This window comes from Kaistia sp. 32K, assembly GCF_016629525.1.
Lineage (GTDB): Bacteria > Pseudomonadota > Alphaproteobacteria > Rhizobiales > Kaistiaceae > Kaistia.
In genome coordinates, this window is sequence record NZ_AP024269.1 from 2,747,255 (window position 1) to 2,764,701 (window position 17,447).

The 17,447-nt window shown below is 66.8% G+C and carries 17 protein-coding genes; 12 read left to right on the forward strand and 5 right to left on the reverse strand.

Annotation, left to right across the window (positions count from 1 at the left end; genetic code table 11):
- The first annotated feature begins 507 nt into the window (after window positions 1-507).
- The 3 genes from K32_RS12595 to K32_RS12605 are packed head-to-tail and all read left to right on the forward strand — an operon-like array spanning window position 508 to window position 3,275.
- Window positions 508-1,497: a sensor histidine kinase gene (locus tag K32_RS12595; RefSeq protein ID WP_201399873.1), complete on the forward strand. Its 990-nt coding sequence runs from the start codon at window positions 508-510 to the stop codon at window positions 1,495-1,497.
- Window positions 1,494-2,153, forward strand: coding sequence for a response regulator transcription factor (locus K32_RS12600; RefSeq protein ID WP_201399874.1), 660 nt, complete (start codon window positions 1,494-1,496; stop codon window positions 2,151-2,153). The genes K32_RS12595 and K32_RS12600 overlap by 4 nt, the downstream gene beginning before the upstream one ends.
- Window positions 2,154-2,177: 24 nt before the next feature.
- On the forward strand, window positions 2,178-3,275 hold the full coding sequence (locus K32_RS12605; protein WP_201399875.1) for a glycosyltransferase family 4 protein: 1,098 nt from the start codon (window positions 2,178-2,180) through the stop codon (window positions 3,273-3,275).
- Here the strand turns inward: K32_RS12605 and K32_RS12610 are convergent.
- Window positions 3,247-4,881 (reverse strand): hypothetical protein, encoded by a 1,635-nt coding sequence (locus K32_RS12610; RefSeq protein ID WP_201399876.1) that lies wholly within the window; start codon window positions 4,879-4,881, stop codon window positions 3,247-3,249. The two genes, K32_RS12605 and K32_RS12610, sit on opposite strands and share 29 nt — an antisense overlap.
- Before the next feature lie 536 nt (window positions 4,882-5,417).
- Between K32_RS12610 and rfbF the strand changes: the two genes are divergently transcribed.
- The 6 genes from rfbF to K32_RS12640 are packed head-to-tail and all read left to right on the forward strand — an operon-like array spanning window position 5,418 to window position 11,000.
- Window positions 5,418-6,236 carry a glucose-1-phosphate cytidylyltransferase gene (gene rfbF, locus K32_RS12615; RefSeq protein WP_201399877.1) on the forward strand — a complete coding sequence of 273 codons (819 nt, stop codon included), beginning with the start codon at window positions 5,418-5,420 and terminating at the stop codon, window positions 6,234-6,236.
- Window positions 6,237-6,239: 3 nt separating this feature from the next.
- Complete coding sequence (gene rfbG, locus K32_RS12620) at window positions 6,240-7,343, forward strand: CDP-glucose 4,6-dehydratase (RefSeq protein ID WP_201399878.1); 1,104 nt, start codon at window positions 6,240-6,242, stop codon at window positions 7,341-7,343.
- A gap of 36 nt (window positions 7,344-7,379) precedes the next feature.
- On the forward strand, window positions 7,380-8,624 hold the full coding sequence (locus K32_RS12625) for a DegT/DnrJ/EryC1/StrS aminotransferase family protein (RefSeq protein WP_244669476.1): 1,245 nt from the start codon (window positions 7,380-7,382) through the stop codon (window positions 8,622-8,624).
- A gap of 20 nt (window positions 8,625-8,644) precedes the next feature.
- On the forward strand, window positions 8,645-9,616 hold the full coding sequence (locus tag K32_RS12630) for an NAD(P)-dependent oxidoreductase (RefSeq protein ID WP_201399879.1): 972 nt from the start codon (window positions 8,645-8,647) through the stop codon (window positions 9,614-9,616).
- Window positions 9,616-10,608 (forward strand): glycosyltransferase family 2 protein, encoded by a 993-nt coding sequence (locus K32_RS12635; RefSeq protein ID WP_201399880.1) that lies wholly within the window; start codon window positions 9,616-9,618, stop codon window positions 10,606-10,608. The genes K32_RS12630 and K32_RS12635 overlap by 1 nt, the downstream gene beginning before the upstream one ends.
- Complete coding sequence (locus K32_RS12640; protein WP_201399881.1) at window positions 10,608-11,000, forward strand: GtrA family protein; 393 nt, start codon at window positions 10,608-10,610, stop codon at window positions 10,998-11,000. The genes K32_RS12635 and K32_RS12640 overlap by 1 nt, the downstream gene beginning before the upstream one ends.
- 39 nt (window positions 11,001-11,039) lie before the next feature.
- On the opposite strand, the gene K32_RS12645 is transcribed toward K32_RS12640, so the two are convergent.
- The 3 genes from K32_RS12645 to soxR all read right to left on the reverse strand — a co-directional run bounded on the left by K32_RS12645 (window position 11,040) and on the right by soxR (window position 14,480).
- Window positions 11,040-12,083 carry a Gfo/Idh/MocA family protein gene (locus tag K32_RS12645; RefSeq protein WP_201399882.1) on the reverse strand — a complete coding sequence of 348 codons (1,044 nt, stop codon included), beginning with the start codon at window positions 12,081-12,083 and terminating at the stop codon, window positions 11,040-11,042.
- Window positions 12,084-12,357: 274 nt separating this feature from the next.
- The gene (locus K32_RS12650) at window positions 12,358-13,824 is read right to left on the reverse strand and encodes an MFS transporter (RefSeq protein ID WP_201399883.1); all 1,467 of its coding nucleotides are present in this window, start codon (window positions 13,822-13,824) and stop codon (window positions 12,358-12,360) included.
- 200 nt (window positions 13,825-14,024) lie between these two features.
- Window positions 14,025-14,480 carry a redox-sensitive transcriptional activator SoxR gene (gene soxR / locus K32_RS12655; protein WP_201399884.1) on the reverse strand — a complete coding sequence of 152 codons (456 nt, stop codon included), beginning with the start codon at window positions 14,478-14,480 and terminating at the stop codon, window positions 14,025-14,027.
- A 231-nt stretch (window positions 14,481-14,711) separates the two neighbouring features.
- Here soxR and K32_RS12660 point away from each other — a divergent pair, with 231 nt between their 5' ends.
- The 3 genes from K32_RS12660 to K32_RS12670 all read left to right on the forward strand — a co-directional run bounded on the left by K32_RS12660 (window position 14,712) and on the right by K32_RS12670 (window position 16,873).
- On the forward strand, window positions 14,712-15,320 hold the full coding sequence (locus K32_RS12660) for a superoxide dismutase (RefSeq protein ID WP_201399885.1): 609 nt from the start codon (window positions 14,712-14,714) through the stop codon (window positions 15,318-15,320).
- A gap of 198 nt (window positions 15,321-15,518) precedes the next feature.
- Window positions 15,519-16,292 (forward strand): ferredoxin--NADP reductase, encoded by a 774-nt coding sequence (locus tag K32_RS12665; protein WP_201399886.1) that lies wholly within the window; start codon window positions 15,519-15,521, stop codon window positions 16,290-16,292.
- A 2-nt stretch (window positions 16,293-16,294) separates the two neighbouring features.
- On the forward strand, window positions 16,295-16,873 hold the full coding sequence (locus K32_RS12670) for a flavin reductase family protein (protein ID WP_201399887.1): 579 nt from the start codon (window positions 16,295-16,297) through the stop codon (window positions 16,871-16,873).
- Between the two features lie 143 nt (window positions 16,874-17,016).
- Here K32_RS12670 and K32_RS12675 read toward each other — a convergent pair whose 3' ends face one another.
- On the reverse strand, window positions 17,017-17,355 hold the full coding sequence (locus tag K32_RS12675; protein ID WP_244669477.1) for a tetratricopeptide repeat protein: 339 nt from the start codon (window positions 17,353-17,355) through the stop codon (window positions 17,017-17,019).
- Window positions 17,356-17,447 lie beyond the last annotated feature (92 nt).

The window sequence follows — 17,447 nt, forward strand, 5'->3', positions numbered from 1 at the left end:
GTTTCGGCGATGCCGGCCCCCTCCGATCCAGGGCGAGACGCCCGCTCCCGAAGGACCGTTTCACCCTGCAACCCCGGCGAGCGCCGGGACCTACGAGGCGGCACCTACCCGAGAATGCAACCAGACGATATTCGACAACCATGGATGTACGTAACGTAACCTGCGCTCCGTCCATACAATGTGACCGGAGACGCCAATTATCGGCGCAAAAATGGAGAGACGGGCAAGGACTTGGCCGGACAGTTACAGAGATCGCAATAATATATAAAGCGAGCAGGTAAGGCAGACATGGGATCGGATCTGGGATTTGCTCACGGTTGGTTGAAACGAGTCTACTTTGAACCGGAAATTATTCATGCTATCCCAATCAGCAAGCGAAGCTTCGCCATGGGTCGTGGGCACATCAAAAAGGGCGAAGGGGCATAACCCGTCGCACTCGGAATGGGGGTTTTCTCCTGACGCACTTCCCCCCCGCTCCGGAATGAACTTCACCTAAGGGGTTCGCAGATGACATTGTCTCCGGAAATTTCGGCCAGTGATGATTCAGTAATATTTCAGGTTGTTTCACCCTTTACTGACGACAATTTGGACGAAGAACCTTCCGAACCGTCAAATGGACTATCTCGAGAAAAAATCGGCTTCTCGGGAGGCCTGCCGTCGAACAATCCGCAGGCGATCCAGGAGACGATTCACGGGACCCGCCCCAGAAAATCGGCAAGTCGATCGGTCAACAGGAAGCACAGGTCGGCCGCCCCGAGCCTCATCGGGCCGAGCGGCCGCGATCCCGTCGACGGGGGCTGGGCCGCCTCGGCCGCGCTGGCCGACGCCCAGCCGGCGATGTGGACGATCCTGACGCGGGAGAGGCAGCGGCTCTCGCGCGACATCCATGACGTCTCGGGCCAGTACATCGTCTCGATCCTGTTCCGCCTCGCGGCGCTCGAAAGGACGGTCACGGATTCCCGCCTGCTGGCCCATTTCTCCAATCTCCGCCAGACCCTGACCCGGTTCAGCGAGGAATTGCAGCAGATCGCGACCGGAGAACGGGTGGGCGTGCCGCTCGGCTATCGCCTGGTCGCGGCGCTGGCGGACCTGATCGGGCGCTGGGAGATGGAAGTCGAGATCGAGGCCCGCTTCCGCCATCGCGGCATGAACCGCGACCTGGACAACCGCACCGCCGAGACGATCTACCGGATCGTCCAGGAGGCCCTGACCAACATCGCCAAGCACGCCGCCACCGCCTCCGCCGTGACGATCCGCCTGCGGCGCATGCCGGATTCCGTCAGCATCGTCATCGAGGATGACGGACGCGGCCCGGACAGCGCGATCGATACCGCCCGGGCGCGCCGTGGCTCCGGCATCGCCGGCATGAGCCAGCGCGTCGCCGAGCTGGGCGGCGCCTTCTCCATCCGCACCCGGCCGGGCGGAAAGGGCACCCGGCTGGCGGCGACGATCCCGCTGGTCGCCTCCCCGCTTCAACCCGTCGGGGTTACGCGATGAGCTATCCTATCCGGACCGTGATCGTGGACGATCATCCCGTTGTGGTGGCCGGCGCCAAGGCGCTGATCGAGACGTCGCAGGACATCATCTGCGTCGGCGAGGCGAACAACGGCGCCGACGCGCTGGAGCTGATCGGGCGCACGGCGCCCGACGTCTCCGTGCTCGACGTCTCGCTCCCCGACATGAACGGGCTCGTTTTGACCGAGCAGATCATCAAGCGCGGCTATTCGGCCCATGTCGTGATCATGACGCTCTATCACGAGCGCAGCTACGTCCAGCAGGCGCTGCAGGTCGGGGCGAAGGGCTTCGTGCAGAAATGCTCGGCCGGGCAGAACCTCTTGCTCGCCATCCGCTCGGTCATGCTGGGCGGCCTGTTCTTCGATCCGCCGACGGCGAGCGAGATGACCGCGGCGCCGGCCGAGCAGAACGCCGCGATCACCAAGTCGGTCGGGGCGCTCGGGCTGACGGCGCGCGAGCAGGACGTGCTGCGCATGGTGGCGCTCGGTTATTCGAACAAGGAGATCGCGGCGCGCGCCAATATCAGCATCAAGTCGATCGAGACCTACAAGGCGCGGGCGACCGAGAAGCTGAAGCTGCATTCGCGCGCCCAGATCGTCCACTTCGCCGTGACGCATGGCTGGATGAACGTCACCTGAGGCTGTCATCCGGCGGAGGCCAGCGTGCGAATTGCGTTCGTTCTCTCCGGCTTCGGGGCCGGCGGCGCGGAGAAGGTCGTCAACCTCTTGGCCCACCACCGCCAGAGCCAGGGCGACACGGTCCATGTGCTCGCCGTCAACGCCGGCGATCCCGCGTCCTATTTCCCGTATGACCCCGGGATCGAACTCTCGACGCTTGGAGGAAGCGGCAATGGCGCCGGCCGCGTCTCCGGCACTGGCCGGCGGATTCTCGCGCTCCGCCGGCGCCTCGCCGAACTCGCGCCCGACCTCGTCGTCTCCTTCCTGACCAAGGTCAATGTGATGACGGGTCTCGCCACGCTCGGGCTCGACGTGCCGATCGTCCTGTCGGAGCGCAACAACTTCCTGTCGCAGGCGAAAAGCCCGCTCTGGCGGCTGGCCGGGCCGATCGCCGGGCGGCGCGCCGCCCGCCTCGTCATGCAGACGAAGGAGGCCTGCCTCGCGCTGCCCTTCTCTCTGCAGTCGCGGGCGATCGTCATCCCCAACCCGGTCGCCTCGATGCGCGCCGCCCGCCCCAGCGACGGCTCACGGATCGTCGCGGTCGGCAGGCTGGAAAAACAGAAGGGGTTCGATCTGCTGCTTGAGGCCTTCGCCCAGGTCGCGGCGCGTCTTCCCGCCGCCCGGCTGACGATCTTCGGCGAAGGGCCGGAGCGCGGCGCGCTGGAGAAGCAGGCGCGCGATCTCGGCGTCGCGGATCGCGTCCACATGCCGGGCGTCACCCGCTCGCCGGGTGACTGGGTCGTCGAGGGCGATATCTTTGTGCTGAGCTCACGCTTCGAGGGATTTCCGAATGTCCTGCTCGAGGCGATGGCGGCGGGGCTGGCGGTGATCGCCTTCGACTGCCCCTGGGGGCCTTCCGAGATCCTCGACAATCCCGATGCAGGCCTCTTGGTGCCGGCCGGCGATGTCGGAAGGCTGGCCGACGCGATGGCGCGCCTCGCCACCGATTCCGATCTGCGGCAAAGGCTTGCCGCCACGGGAGCGGCCGAGGCCGCCGCGCGCTACTCCCTGCCCTCGGTGCTGGCGCTCTGGGACGCGGTGATAGCAGTCGCGGTCACGGCGCCGGCGGCTGTGCCGGCCTGAGATAGAGCATCGCGGTGCCGTAGCGATCCCGGACGCCGAGGTTCGATACCGGCGCGTAGCCATTGGCCTCGGCAAAGGCGCGCATCGGCGCCTCCAGGACGGGATCGAATCCGAGCAGCAACGCCGCCGGCGGATCGCTGGCCAGAAGCGCCCCCACCCGCGTCGGCGACGTCATCTTGTACTGGGCGGCGAGCGCCGGCTTGGTCAGGTCGCCGCTCCGATAGGCGAACGGCCCCGTCGCCAGCTCCGGATAGACCTGCAGCCCGCCCTCGAGCGGATAGAGCGGCGCGAGGGTCGCGACCTTGCCATGCGCCCCGGCCTCCGCCATCCGCTCGGCAATGCGGACGCCGTCATCATGCACCTGCATCACGGTCCAGCGACCCGGATGCGGCGCCCGGCCGAGAAACTGGCCAAGGCGCGGCGTTGCGATCAAAAGCACGATCGCCGTCGCCGCGATGAGAACCGGCAGGACATGCCGCCGCTCGTCGACGCCGAGATCGCCGAAGGCAAGGGCGAGCGCCAGCGGAAGGCAGATCAGCGGCGGCGCGAAATACTGCGGAAAGCCCGGCGTCGGAATGAAGCTGAAGGCGACGCTGAACACCAGCGCGCCGAGCACGACCAGCGCCGGCGCCGAGATGGCGCGCATCGCCGGACGGCCCTCCGCCCGACGACGAAGCACCGTGATCAGCAGGGTGAGCACCACCACGAGGGCCACGGCGATCCCGGCCGAAAACCAGATGTCGTGCGCCAGGAGCAGCTTGGCGACTAGCGACATCGCCGCCCCGTCGTCGGCCGAACCCGACAGGCGCATGTACTGCACATGCGGACCGGTGTGATAGCCGAGCACATGGGCGAGGAAGCGCGATCCGTCGGTGGCGAGGTAGTAGAGGATCGGCAGCCCGCCGACGACACCGCCGATGGCCAGCGGCGCCACCACCCAGCCCGCCCGCTCGCGGACGCCGAGCGCGCGCGGCAGCAGGAAGGCGGCGATGGCGATCGGAAACACGAAGGCGACGGCGCTGACCTTGAAACAGACCGCGAGCGCCAGGAAGAAGCCCGACGCGGCATAGTAGAGAGGCTGCGGCCGCTCGTCCCGGACGCCGAGGACGAACAGCGCGACGCCGATGAAGGAGAGCGGCAGCGGCAGCAGGTTGTTGGTCGCGGTCATGCCCGGCTGCAGCAGGAAGTTCTCGTTCATCAGGCTGAGCAGAACGATGCACCAGCTCACCAGGCGCGAGCGCGTCAGCACATAGCTGAAGGCGGCGATCGCCGAGATCAGCACCACCCAGCCAAGCAAAACGCCGAGCCGCCCGGTCAGGAGCAGATGATCCGATCCTGTCAGCCTGCCGATGCCATAGAACAGCCAGGCCGAGCCCGGCGTGTGGTTATAGAAGAAGTCGCGGTAGATCTGCTCCGTCTCGAGCAGGCGGATCGGCGGCACGTAGAGCTGCTCGTCCTTGCGCATCTCGAAATTCAGAACGCGCAGCGCCACCATGGCGAAGATCAGCAGAGAGAGGATCGCGACGCCGGCGCCAACGAGCGCCGATCTCGACCTTGCCGCTGGATGGGCCATTCCGAAGGCAGGGGCTTTCTCAAGATAGGCCATTGCGAAGCTCCGAATGGATCGTGCGGGAAGCCCGGACGAGCACTGTGCCCGGCATCGTCCGGGCGCTCGATCCAGGCGTTGCCGGCGAGCCGGCCGTCACGCCTTCAAGAATTTCCGGAATACTGAGTATCCGGATTGTTGTCCGCAAACCATACAGTCAGAAACCCGACAGACGACCAAGGGATTATCCTGACATTCCCACGCCTTGCGGGCTTACCCAAGCTAAGATAGCATCCTTGCCAATATAATACTTATCGATGTTTCTTAAATTCGATGAGCCAGGACGATATCAGGCAAGCAGCCCGGATACTTTCTTTTAAATTATCAAATATGTCGACTGCTTGCATATTTGACATGCTGTCCTCGCGACACTGTTATCGATTCCGATCCTGAACACTGCCGATCGAGGCATCTCGCGGAGCGCGTCCGGCGGGCGCGCTCCCCGGTATTCCGGGTCTGTCCCCGCCATCCCGAAGTCCGCCATCACTTTGGGGTATCACCTGCGCCAACCCATGGCAGGCACGCGGAGGCCGATCATGAAAGTCGTTCTACTGGCCGGAGGTCTGGGGTCCCGTCTCGCCGAGGAGACCAACCGCATCCCGAAGCCGATGGTGGAAGTCGGCGGAAGGCCGATCATCCTGCATGTCATGGATATCTACAGCCACTGGGGCTATCGCGACTTCGTCGTGGCCGGCGGCTACAAATGCATGCTGATCAAGAACTTCTTCCACAATTTCCACCTGTCGACGGCGGACTTCACGGTCGCCCTCGGCAGCGGATCGATGGTCCTGCGGCCGACCCGCCCGCTCGACTGGAACGTCTCCGTCGTCGATACCGGCCTCTCCACCATGACCGGCGGTCGCCTGCTGCGGCTGCGCGACTGGCTCGACCGCGACACCTTCATGGTGACCTATTCGGACGGCGTCGGAAACATCGACCTCGACGCGCTGCTCGCCTTCCATCGCTCGCATGGGCGGCTTGCCACCGTCACCGCCGTGCAGCCGCCGGCGCGCTTCGGCAATCTGGAGATCGAGGGCGATCGGGTCGTCGAATTCACCGAGAAGGTGCGCAAGCACGAAACCTGGATCAATGGCGGCTTCTTCGTCTTCGAGCCCGGCGTGCTCGACTACATTCCAGCACTCTCCGAGCCGCTGGAGATGTCGCCACTGACCCGGCTCGCCAAGGACGGCGAGCTGTTCGCCTACAAGCATCACGGCTTCTGGCACCCGATGGATACGGTGCGCGACCGCGACTATCTCGAGGGCCTCTGCGAAAGCGAGGATCCGCCCTGGCTGCAATTCGCCAAGCCCGTCCCGCCGGTCGTCGGCACGACGCAGCCCGAGGCAAGGATCTAGGCCATGGCCGACCAGCGCCTTGACGAACGCTACCTATCGGAGGTCCTGCGCGGCCGCCGCATCCTCGTCACCGGCCATACGGGCTTCAAGGGCGGCTGGCTGTCGCTCTGGCTGCGCCGGTTGGGCGCCACCGTCGTCGGCGTCGCGCTCCCCCCCACCGCGCCCTCCTTCTGCAAGGCGGTCGGTCTGGAGGCGCTCGTCGATGGCCGCGTCGGCGACATCCGCTCGCAGTCCATCTTCGGCCGCAGCATCGAGGGTGAGGATTTCGACCTCGTCATCCACATGGCGGCGCAGGCCTTCGTGCGAACCTCGTTCGAGGCGCCGGTCGACACCTACCTGACCAATGTCGTCGGCACGGCCATCGTCCTCGACGCCGCCCGCCACATGCCGTCGCTGCGCGGCGTCGTCGTCGTCACCAGCGACAAATGCTACGAAAACCGCGAATGGGTCTGGGGCTATCGCGAGAACGACCCGATGGGCGGTCGCGATCCCTACAGCTCGTCCAAGGGCTGCGCCGAGCTTGTGGCGGCGGCCTTCCGCGCCTCCTATTTCAACGATCCGAACGGACCGCAGCTGAGCACGGTGCGCGCCGGCAACGTCATCGGCGGCGGTGACTGGGGCGCCGATCGCCTGATCCCGGACCTCGTCCGCTCCGTCGAGACGGACATGCCGGTCCGCCTGCGCAATCCGAAGAGCGTCAGGCCCTGGCAGCATGTCCTCGAGCCGGTTCGCGGCTATCTGCTGCTCGCGGCGCGCCTGCTGGAGACGGGCGCGCGTTATGCCGGCGGCTGGAATTTCGGTCCCGACACCCGCTCCACCGTCGAGGTCGGGACGCTGGCCGACATGGTCATCGCCAAATGGCAGGGAAAGCGGCCGCGATACGTCGTCGAGCGACGCGACAATGAAGCGCCCGAATCCGCCGTGCTCCGCCTCGACAGCACCAAGTCCAGTGTCGATCTCGGCTGGAGCCCCCTGCTCCGGCTCGAGGAGACGGTGGCGATGACGGTCGCCTGGTACCAGAGCTACCGGCAGGATCCGGCCGGGATCCGAGCCTTCTCGCAGCATCAGATCGACGAATACGCCGCCGCCTGGGGGCGTGGCGACTGAGTTCCGGCCTCGCCGGACGCAAACGAGGTGAGCCAAATGCGCGTGAACTACGGTCAATCCGTCTATGGCGAGGAAGAGATCGCGGCGGTCGTCAAGGTCATGCGCTCGTCGACGCAGATGGGCCCCTCGGTCCGGGCCATGGAGCAGCGCGTCGCCGCCCTGTTCGCCAAGCCGCATGGCGTCATGGTCAATTCAGGTTCGTCGGCGAACTATCTGGCGATCGAGATCCTCGACCTGCCCAAGGGCTCCGAGGTGATCACGCCGGCGCTGACCTTCGCGACAACCGTCGCGCCGATCGTGCGCGCCGGTCTCGTCCCCGCCTTCGTCGACGCGGCCGAGGCCACCTACAACATCGACGTCGCAGCGATCGAGCGCATGATCTCGCCGAATACGCGCGCCGTGATGATCCCGTCGCTGATCGGCAATCTGCCGGACTGGGACAAGATCCGCGCCATCGCCGACCGGCACGGCCTGATCGTCGTCGAGGACAGCGCCGATACGCTCGGCGCCACGCTCGACGGGACGAGCACCGGCACCCGCTCCGACATCAGCACCACCAGCTTCTACGGCTCGCATGTGATCACCGCCGCCGGCAATGGCGGCATGGTCTGCATCCGCGACGACGAGCTGGCGCGGCGCGCCAAGCTGCTCCGCTCCTGGGGCCGAACCTCGTCGCTCTTCGTCGATTCCGAGACGATCGAGAACCGCTTCAACGTCGAGCTCGACGGCTTCGCCTATGACGCCAAGTTCGTCTTCGAGGAGCTCGGCTTCAACGTCGAGCCGTCCGAAATCGGCGCCGCCTTCGGGCTGGTGCAGCTCGACCGGCTGGAGCAGAACATCGCGGCGCGGGAGCGGAACTTCGCCGCGCAGCGCGCCTTCTTCGCCGATTACGAAGAATGGTTCCTGCTGCCGAGGCAGATCGCCGGCGCGCGGACCGGTTGGCTGGCCTTCCCCCTCACCGTCAGGCCCGACGCCCCGTTCACCCGGCGCGACATGCAGATCTTCCTGGAGCGGCGCGACATCCAGACCCGGCCGGTCTTCACCGGCAACATCCTGCGCCAGCCGGCCATGGCCGGCGTCCAGCACAAGGCGGCGCCGGGCGGCTATCCCGTCGCCGACGACGTCATGCGCGGCGGCATCCTGCTCGCCTGCCACCACGGCCTGACGGAGGCGCAGCTCGCGCATATCCACGAGACCTTCCGGGATTTCGCCAGGGAAATCTCCGGCCGGCCCGCCGCCCGGATGGATCGCTCCCCGGCGGCGATCGCAGGGGGCCCGTGAAGGGCGCGGAGGCGGCGACGATGTCGCGGATCCTGATCACCGGCGGCGCAGGCTTCATCGGCTCGCATCTGGTCGACACCTGCCTCGCCGCCGGCCATGTCGTGCATGTGCCCGTCCGGCCCGGCTCCGACGACCATCGCCTGCGCCACGCCTCGGGCCGACTCGTCCGTCACGATTTCGACCTAGTGGACGAGGATGCGCTGCGCCGCTTCATGGCGGACGCGCAGCCGGAGCTGATCTTCCACCTCGCGGCGCGGCCCCGCCGCCCCGAGGATCCGGATTTCGACGACGCGCGCGATGTCGTGCGCGAGGATCTCCTGGGGCTGATCGGGCTGATCGCCGCCGCGGCCAGCGTCCCGCGCCCGGCGAAGAAGCTGGTCCGCACTGGCTCGCTCGCGGAATATGGCGCGGCGCCCTCGCCCTATGACGAGGCCGTCCGCGAGGCGCCGCTGACGGCCTATGCCGCAGGCCTCGTCGCGGCGACGCATTTCTGCGCCGCGCTCGGCCGTCGCCTGACCTTTCCCATCGTCACCGCCCGGCTCGCCCTCACCTATGGCCCGGCGCAATCGACCGAATACCTGCTGCCGCTGCTGATCCAGCGCTGTCTCGCCGGCGAGCGGATCTTCGTGCGCCATCCGACCGACCGGCGCGACCTCGTGCATGTCGACGATGTCGTCGACGCCCTGCTGCGGCTCGGCGCCGCCCCCCGCCCCGAAGCGGCGATCGTCAACATCGCCAGCGGCGTCGCCCCTTCCATGCGCGAGGTGGCCGAACGCGTCATCGAGCTTACCGGCGCCGATCCGGACTCGATCACCTATGGCGACGAGCGGGCCTCGTCCGGCGCCGCCGATTTCCGCGGCACGACGGCGCTGGCGGCGCGGTGGCTCGGCTGGCGCGCCAGGACGCCGTTTTCCGAAGGGCTGGCGCGCACCGTCGACTGGTATCGCGCTGCCCTGCCCGAGACGCGCGCCCGCGCCGGGGAGGTGTCGTGATGGCCCATCCGAAGCCGCTGGTCTCCGTGCTGGTGCCCGCCTTCAACGAGGAGGCGAATGTCCGCCGCGCCTATGAGGCGATCACCGACACCTTTCTCACGCTTCCCGGCTACGACCACGAGATCGTCTTCACCGACAACCACTCGACCGACCGCACCTTCGAGATCCTGAAGGAGATCGCCCACGACGACCCGCGCGTCCGCGTCATCCGCTTCAGCCGCAATGTCGGCTACCAGCTGTCGCTGCTCACCGCCTACAAGGCCGCCAACGGCGATTGCTCGGTGCAGATCGACTGCGACCTGCAGGATCCGCCGCATCATATCCCCGCCATGCTCGGGCTCTGGCGGGAGGGGCACCAGGTCGTCTATGGCATCCGCAAATCGCTGCAGGACGGCTGGTTCACGGCGCTGCTCCGGCGCGGTTTCTATCGCTCGATCCACGCGCTCAGCGAGGACGAACTGCCGGTCAATGCCGGCGAGTTCCGCCTGGTCGATCGCCGCATCCTGACCGAGCTCCGCCAGGTCGACGACACCTCGCCCTATGTCCGCGGCCTGATCAGCGCCATGGGCTTTTCGCAGGTCGGCTTCGAATATGACCGGCAGGCGCGGGTCGCCGGCGGCAGCAAGTTTCCGTTCCGCGCCATGCTGGCGCTCGCCGTCGACGGCATCCTCAACCACTCGCTGGCGCCGCTCCGCCTCGCCTCGATGGCGAGCCTCGTCGTCGGCACGGTGACGCTGCTGCTGCTCTTCGGCTATCTTGTCGGCAAGCTCTTGTTCGGCCAGGACTGGCCGGCCGGCTTCGCCACGACGACCATGCTGCTGCTGCTCTCGATCACCTTGAACGCCGTCTTCCTCGGGATCGTCGGCGAATATATCGGCCGCATCTTCATGCAGTCGAAGCACCGGCCGAAACCGATCGTCGAGGCGACGCTGAACGGCGACGCCGGGCGGCGCGTGCGCAAGCTGACCATTCCGGACCTGGAGGCCGGCTGATGCTCTCGCCTTCCGTCCCGCCCCGCGCGGGGAACCTCGATACGCTGCTGCGCTTCGCGGCGGTCGGCGTCGTGACGACGCTGCTCGACATCGCCGTCTTCACCGGGCTGACGGCGGCGGGCGCGCCGCCCGCGCCGGCCAACCTCGTCTCCTATTCCTGCGGCATCGTCGTCAGCTACACGCTGAACCGAAGCTGGACCTTCGAGGTCGGCCACAGCCCGATGCAGGCGCTGAAATTCGGCGCTTCGACGCTGACCGGGCTGCTGATCTCGACAGTCCTCGTCGCCGCGCTCGCCACCCTGATGCCGGCGCCCTTCGCCAAGGTGCTGAGCGTTCCCGTCGTCTTCTGCTGGAACTATTTTACCGCCCGGCTTTGGGTGTTTCGAGCCTGAAGGGGGCGGGGCACGATCCGCACCCCGCCGCCAAGCCCTTTACACCGCCTCGTCCTTGCCGGTGCGGTCGGAGAGCTGCGCCAGGTCCAGTATCTTCTGAATGCCGGCGGCGCGGCGGAAGGTCGGCTCCTGCGCCTCGCCGGCGCGGACTGCCGCGACGAAGCGCTGGTAATTGGTCTCGACCGGCTCCAGCGGAACCTCGCGCCAGGTCGCCGTGTCGAGATCGTCGCCCCGGCAGACGCGCAGCGTCGAGACGCCGGTGTTGTAATTGATCTCCAGCGCGCCCTTCTGGCAGAAGATCCGGAGCAGCAATTCGTCGAGATGGCCGGCCGCCATGCGCGTCGCGTGAATGACGCCGACCGCGCCGGAGGTGAAATCGACATTCAGGGTGAAGCTGTCATTGGCGTCGAGGTCGTATTCGCCGATGCGATTTCCCGGCGCCTTGTCGAAGGTCTTCAGCCGGCCGAACACATGCGCGATGTCGAGGCCGGCGCCATAGGAGGCGAAATCGACGAGGTGGATGCCGATGTCGCCGAGCGTGCCGTTCGATCCGTGCTTCTTGGAGAGCCGCCAGAGCCATTTGCTCTCGGTCTGCCAGTCGCCCCAGGCCTTGGCGACGAGCCAGCTCTGCAGATAGGAAGCCTCGACATGGCGCACCGGGCCGAGCTCGCCCGAAAGCACGATCTCGCGCCCCTTCTGGATGGCCGGCGAGTTGCGATAGGTGAAGTTCACCATGCCGACCTTGCCGGAAGCCTCGATCGCCTCCGTCATCTCCATCGCCTTCTCCGCATCGGTCGCCAGCGGCTTCTCGCAGAAGACATGCTTGCCGGCAGCGATCGCCTGCATCGTCGTCGGATGATGGATGCGGTCCGGCGTGACATTCGCCACCGCGTCGAACTCGCCCCAGGCCAGCGCTTCCTCAAGCGTCGCGAACTGCCGTTCGATCCCGTGCTCGGCGCAGAAGGCGGCGAGACGCTCCGGCACGACATCGACGCCGCCGACGACGCTCACCCCCTCGATGGCGGAAAAATTCTTGGCATGCTGATTGGCCATGCCTCCCGTGCCCAGAATGAGCAGACGCATCTCGACCCTTCCTCCCGGTCCCGATTGAAGCCGCGCCCGGGCCTCTTCCCTCCCGAGCGCGACTGGCGCAATCGCTTCGTTGCGCCCCCGGATGATAGCGACGGCTTTCCTTCCGGAACAAGCTCGGAAAGGCGCCGGACGACTCGGGGAGCGGACGCCGGGGGGACGGAGCGTCCGCTCCCCGGCGCTCAGCGCCGGCGCATCGACCGGCGCGACGGGACCGCGAAGTGAGTGCGGGAAACGAGAGGCGACGCGCTGATGCGCGGCACGATCATCACTTCCCGGCCGTGAGCCGCACGACCCGGAGCGCGACGGCGATGCAGAGGAGCGGCGCGATGGCGAAGATCCCCGCGAGCCACAGCGCGGCGCTGGTCGCGCCTTCGACCCCGCCGGGATTGGCGATGCCGGCGATGTTCGCGACCATGCCGGCGCAGGCGGTGCCGAACGCCATGGCGAAGAGCTGCACCGTCGTCACGCCGCCCGAGGCCAGGTCCTGCTCCTCCGCCGGCGCGCTCAGGAAGATGCGGGTGACGAGATTGGGCCAGGCGAGACCGATGCCGAAGCCGATGAACACCAGGCCGAGGCAGATCGGGCCGAGCACTATCCAGTCGCCGCCACCGGCGACCGGCATGAACAGGGCGAACAGCACCAGGCCGATCAGGACGAGAACCGGGCCGATCACGATCAGCCGGTGGCCGCTGCGCTTCTGCCAGCGCGAACTCAGGATCGACGCGACGCTCCAGCCGAGCGACATCAGCGCGGCGAGGTAGCCGGCCCAGAGCGGCGATTGTCCGTGCAGGTTCTGCAGCAAGTAGGGAACAAAGACCTCCGGCTGCAGAGCCACCATGAGCAGCGTGACCGCCAGATAGAGCGCCCCGAGCGGCGTGCCGATATGGAAGGAATTGCGGGGCAGCAGGCGCGCATTCGAACGGCTGTCCGCGACGGCGATCAGCCCGATCATCACGAGGCCGCCGACGAGGCCGGCGATGTTCCAGGCGAGCTCCGACGACAGGCTTCCCGCCGAAACCGCCAGCACCGCGCCGGTGAGGAGCGCCAGCTGCGGCAAGGGCACGGAGACGCGCTCGCCGCGGTCCCAGCTGCTCTTCGGCAGCGTGACATAGGCAAGGATCGCGAACAGCGCCGCGAAGGGCAGCAGCGACGAGAACGCGGCGCGCCAGGCGCCATATTCGGCGAACACGCCGCCGACGGCCGGCCCGATCAACGTCGCCACGCCGAACATCGCCGCGACCAGGCCGATCGCCCGGCCCCAGAGCCGCTCCGGCAGGACGACGCGGGTCAGCGCATAGGCGAGCGCAAACAGGAAGCCGCCGCCGAGGCCCTGAACGCTGCGCCCGATCAGCATGACCGGCATGTTCATCGCCAGCGAGCAGATCAGCGTGCCGGCGCCGAACAGCAGCGTCGCGATCAGATAGGCGCCGCGCGGCCCGCGGCTCCGCAGCAGTTTCGCGGTCAGCGCCGAGCCGAGGATCGACGCGACGACGAACAGCGTGGTCGCCCAGGCATAGAAATCGAGCCCGCCGATATCCGCGATCACGGACGGCATGGCGGTGGTGGCGATGTAGATGTTCACGGCGTGCAGCGTCACGCCGCCCGCCAGCGCCAGAGCGTAGATGCCGTTTCTGCCAGAGAGCAGCTCACCCCATCCGGCAGGGGTATCGCCCATGGAAGGCGGCGCGATGACGCCTGCCTCCGGAGCAAAATCAGTTAGGTCGTTGTGCATGTCGGCCTCCTTCGCGATCTCTCGTCGCTAGCCGACAGGGCTTATAGGACCTCAAGCATGGTTGAGGTCAAGCCTGTTCGTCATTTCCTAGCCAAAGACGAGCAAAACCATCCGCCGGCTATGAGGGTCATCCGGCAAAGCTTTGATTTTTCAACGAAATCGACATTTCCGCGGCCGCACGTGTCAGGCCAGCCTCGCCCTCAACGGCGGGATTCGAGGCGTCGCGGGCCGGAGCCGACCTGGCCGAGCTGGTCGTCCGGATTGCGCAGCGGGCACTCCGTGAGAGACAGGCAGCCGCAGCCGATGCAGCTCGTCAGCTGGTCGCGAAGCTGCGTCAGCGCCACGATTCGCTCCTCCAGCATGTCCTTCCAGCCATCGGTGAAAAGCCGCCAGTCCCGCGCATTGGGGACACGGTCATGCGGGAGCCCCTCCAGCGCATCCTGGATGACGGCGAGCGGGATGCCGGCGCGCTGGGCGATCTTGATGATGGCGATCCGGCGGAGCACGGCGCGGTGATAGCGGCGCTGGTTGCCGGCTGTGCGCCAGCCTTCGATCAGCCCCTTGCTCTCGTAGTAGTGCACGGCGGAGACGGCGATGCCGCTCCGCTTCGCCACTTCGCCCACCGTCAGCGTCGACTTGCTGGTGTTCTCGCTCATCGGAACCTCAATCATGCATGAGGTCTATCGGCCAGGGCGACGGTTAACAAGGCGTTACCACTCTTCGCGACGGATCCGCCGATTATTCCAAGTCATGACTTGACATATCCCGGAAAGAATTTATCAAAGCATCAGCTTGGCAAATAGGCCGCCCGCGCCGGACACGGCGTCATGTCGGCCGCTGCCGGAAGCCGCGCCCGACCGTTCGGGCGAACCGATGAGGACATCACCATGGCATTCGAACTTCCCGCCCTTCCCTATTCGACCGACGCGCTGGCTGAAGCCGGCATGAGCGCCGAGACGCTGGAGCTGCATCACGGCAAGCACCATCAGGCCTATGTCACGGCGCTGAACGGCTTCGTCGAGAAGAACGACGTGCTGAAGGGCAAGTCGCTCGAGGAGATCGTCCGTTTCGCCAACGGCAAGGCGGATCTCGCGCCCGTCTTCAACAATGCCGGCCAGCACTGGAATCACATCCTGTTCTGGCAGTCGCTGGCGCCGAAGGGCGGCAAGCTGCCGGGCGCACTGGAAAAGAAGCTCGTCGAGGATTTCGGCAGCGTCGACGCCTTCAAGGACGCCTTCAAGACGGCGGCGACGACGCAGTTCGGCTCCGGCTGGGCCTGGCTGGTGCTCGGCCAGGACGGCAAGCTCAAGGTGACGAAGACGGCCAATGCCGACAATCCGTTCGCCGCCGGTCAGGGCCACGCCCTTCTCGGGCTTGATGTCTGGGAGCACAGCTATTACGTCGATTTCCGCAATCGCCGTCCGGACTATGTCGGCAATTTCCTCGACAAGCTGGCCAATTACGAGTTCGCCGAAGCGCGCCTGAACCAGGCCTGACCTCGGCAGCGCGGCGGCTCCCGCCCCTGGAGCCGTCGCCTCGTTCGGAAAGCAGGCCGCAAGGCGAGGAAGCCGATCCTTCGGTCCGGAGGAAAAGGAATCCATGTCACAAGACTCGCCGGGCGGCGCTCTACGGGGTAAGCCGTCACACCACCGGCAATTCAGGCCAACCGAACGACGCAGCGAGCCCCTCAGAGCATGAGCAACTTCTACGAAGAAACCGTTGTCGACATCCACCACTGGACCGACAGCCTGTTCTCCTTCCGCACGACGCGGAACGCCGCCTTCCGCTTCCAGAGCGGCCAGTTCACGATGATGGGCCTCGAGGTCGAGGGCCGCCCGCTGACCCGCGCCTATTCGATCGTCAGCAGCCACTATGACGACGAGCTCGAGTTCTTTTCGATCAAGGTGCCGCACGGCCCGCTGACCTCGAAGCTGCAGCACGTCAACAAGGGCGATCGCGTTCTCGTCGGCAAGAAGCCGGTCGGCACGCTGCTCTACGACAATCTCGAGCCCGGCAAGCGGCTCTGGCTGCTCTCGACCGGAACCGGCCTGGCGCCGTTCCTCTCGATCATCCGCGACCCGGAAACCTATGAGCGCTACGAGAAGGTGATCCTCGTCCACGGCGTCCGGCAGACGGCCGAGCTCGCCTATGGCGACTTTATCCGCGACCAGCTGCCCTCCGACGAGTTCCTCGGCGAGCAGGTCACCGAGAAGCTGGTCTATTACCCGACCGTGACGCGCGAGCCCTATGTCAACCGCGGCCGCGTGACCGATCTCATCGTGTCCGGCCAGATGTTCAACGACCTCGGCATGCCGCCGCTGGACGCCGAAATCGACCGCGTGATGCTGTGCGGCAGCCCGGCCATGCTGAAGGATTGCCGCGACATCCTCGTCGAGCGCGGCTTTGCCGAAGGCAGCCAGAACAAGGCCGGCCAGTTCGTCATTGAAAAGGCATTCGTCGAAAAATGAGCATGAACGGCGCGCTGCGCCTCGATCTCCTGCACGCGGCCGGCGCGGTGACGAAGCAGACATTCGCGGAAGCGATGTCGCATCTCGCCTCCACGGTCTGCGTCGTCAGCGCAGGACAGGGCGCGCGCCGTCTCGGCCGCACGGCGACGGCGGTGTTCTCGCTGTCGGCCAATCCCCCCTCGGTGGTCGTCTCCATCCGGAGCGGCAGCGATCTCGCCAGGGCGATCGTCGAGGAGGGCGGCTTCTCCGTCGCCATGCTCTCGGAAGACCAGGAAGGGATCGGCGACGCCTTCGCCGGTCGGGTCCCACCGGAGACGCGCTTTCTGCTCGGCGTCTGGGAGAGCTGGCCTTCCGGACGACCGCGCCTGCTCGGCGCCTCGGCCACGCTCGATTGCGAGCTGGGCGGCTCGGTCGCGGTCGCCGATCACGAGCTCTTCGTCGGCGTGATCACGGCGACCGATGCGCCGGGTCATGCGCGCCCGCTGCTATGGAACCGGCGGCACTACCAGTCGCTGAAGCCGCACGCCGCCGACGACCAGCCGGACGCGGCGCAGCACGATCGCGGCACGGCGGCGGTCTGAGCCGCTACGGCACGGCGGCGGCCTAACGCCGTCACGGCACGGCGGCGGTCTGAGGCCGTTACGGCACGGTGGCGGCCTGACGCCGCCCCTACCCGCTTCCGCCATCGGCCTGGTCGCGCTTTCCCGACGCGAAGGGTTCCGCTTCATTCGATGACACTCTGGGAGCGGCCGGGATCCAGCCGCCGCAGGAAGACGCGCATCTGCTTGGCGGCCTGCAGGTCGCCACGCCGCTCCGCCGCCTCGATCCCGCTTGCATAGGCGTCGGCAGCCGCCCCGGCGTCGCCGGCGAGGCCGAGCGCCTTGCCGAGCTGCGCCCAGGCGGCCGAATAGTCGCCATCGAGCTCGACCGCGCGGCGGAAATGCTCGACCGCCGCGGCGGCGTCGCCCTCCTTCAGGCAGAAGCTGCCGAGCGAAAAGCGCAGCAGCGCGTTGTCCTGCCCGACTTTGAGGCGGGCTTCCAGAGTATCGCGCAGGCTGGCCATGAATTCGCTCCTGTGGCTGTCGCGGATAGAACCCGCCTGCGGCGCGCCATCCTTGCGCGGACGGGCGGGATACCTTATAAAACAAGCTTATG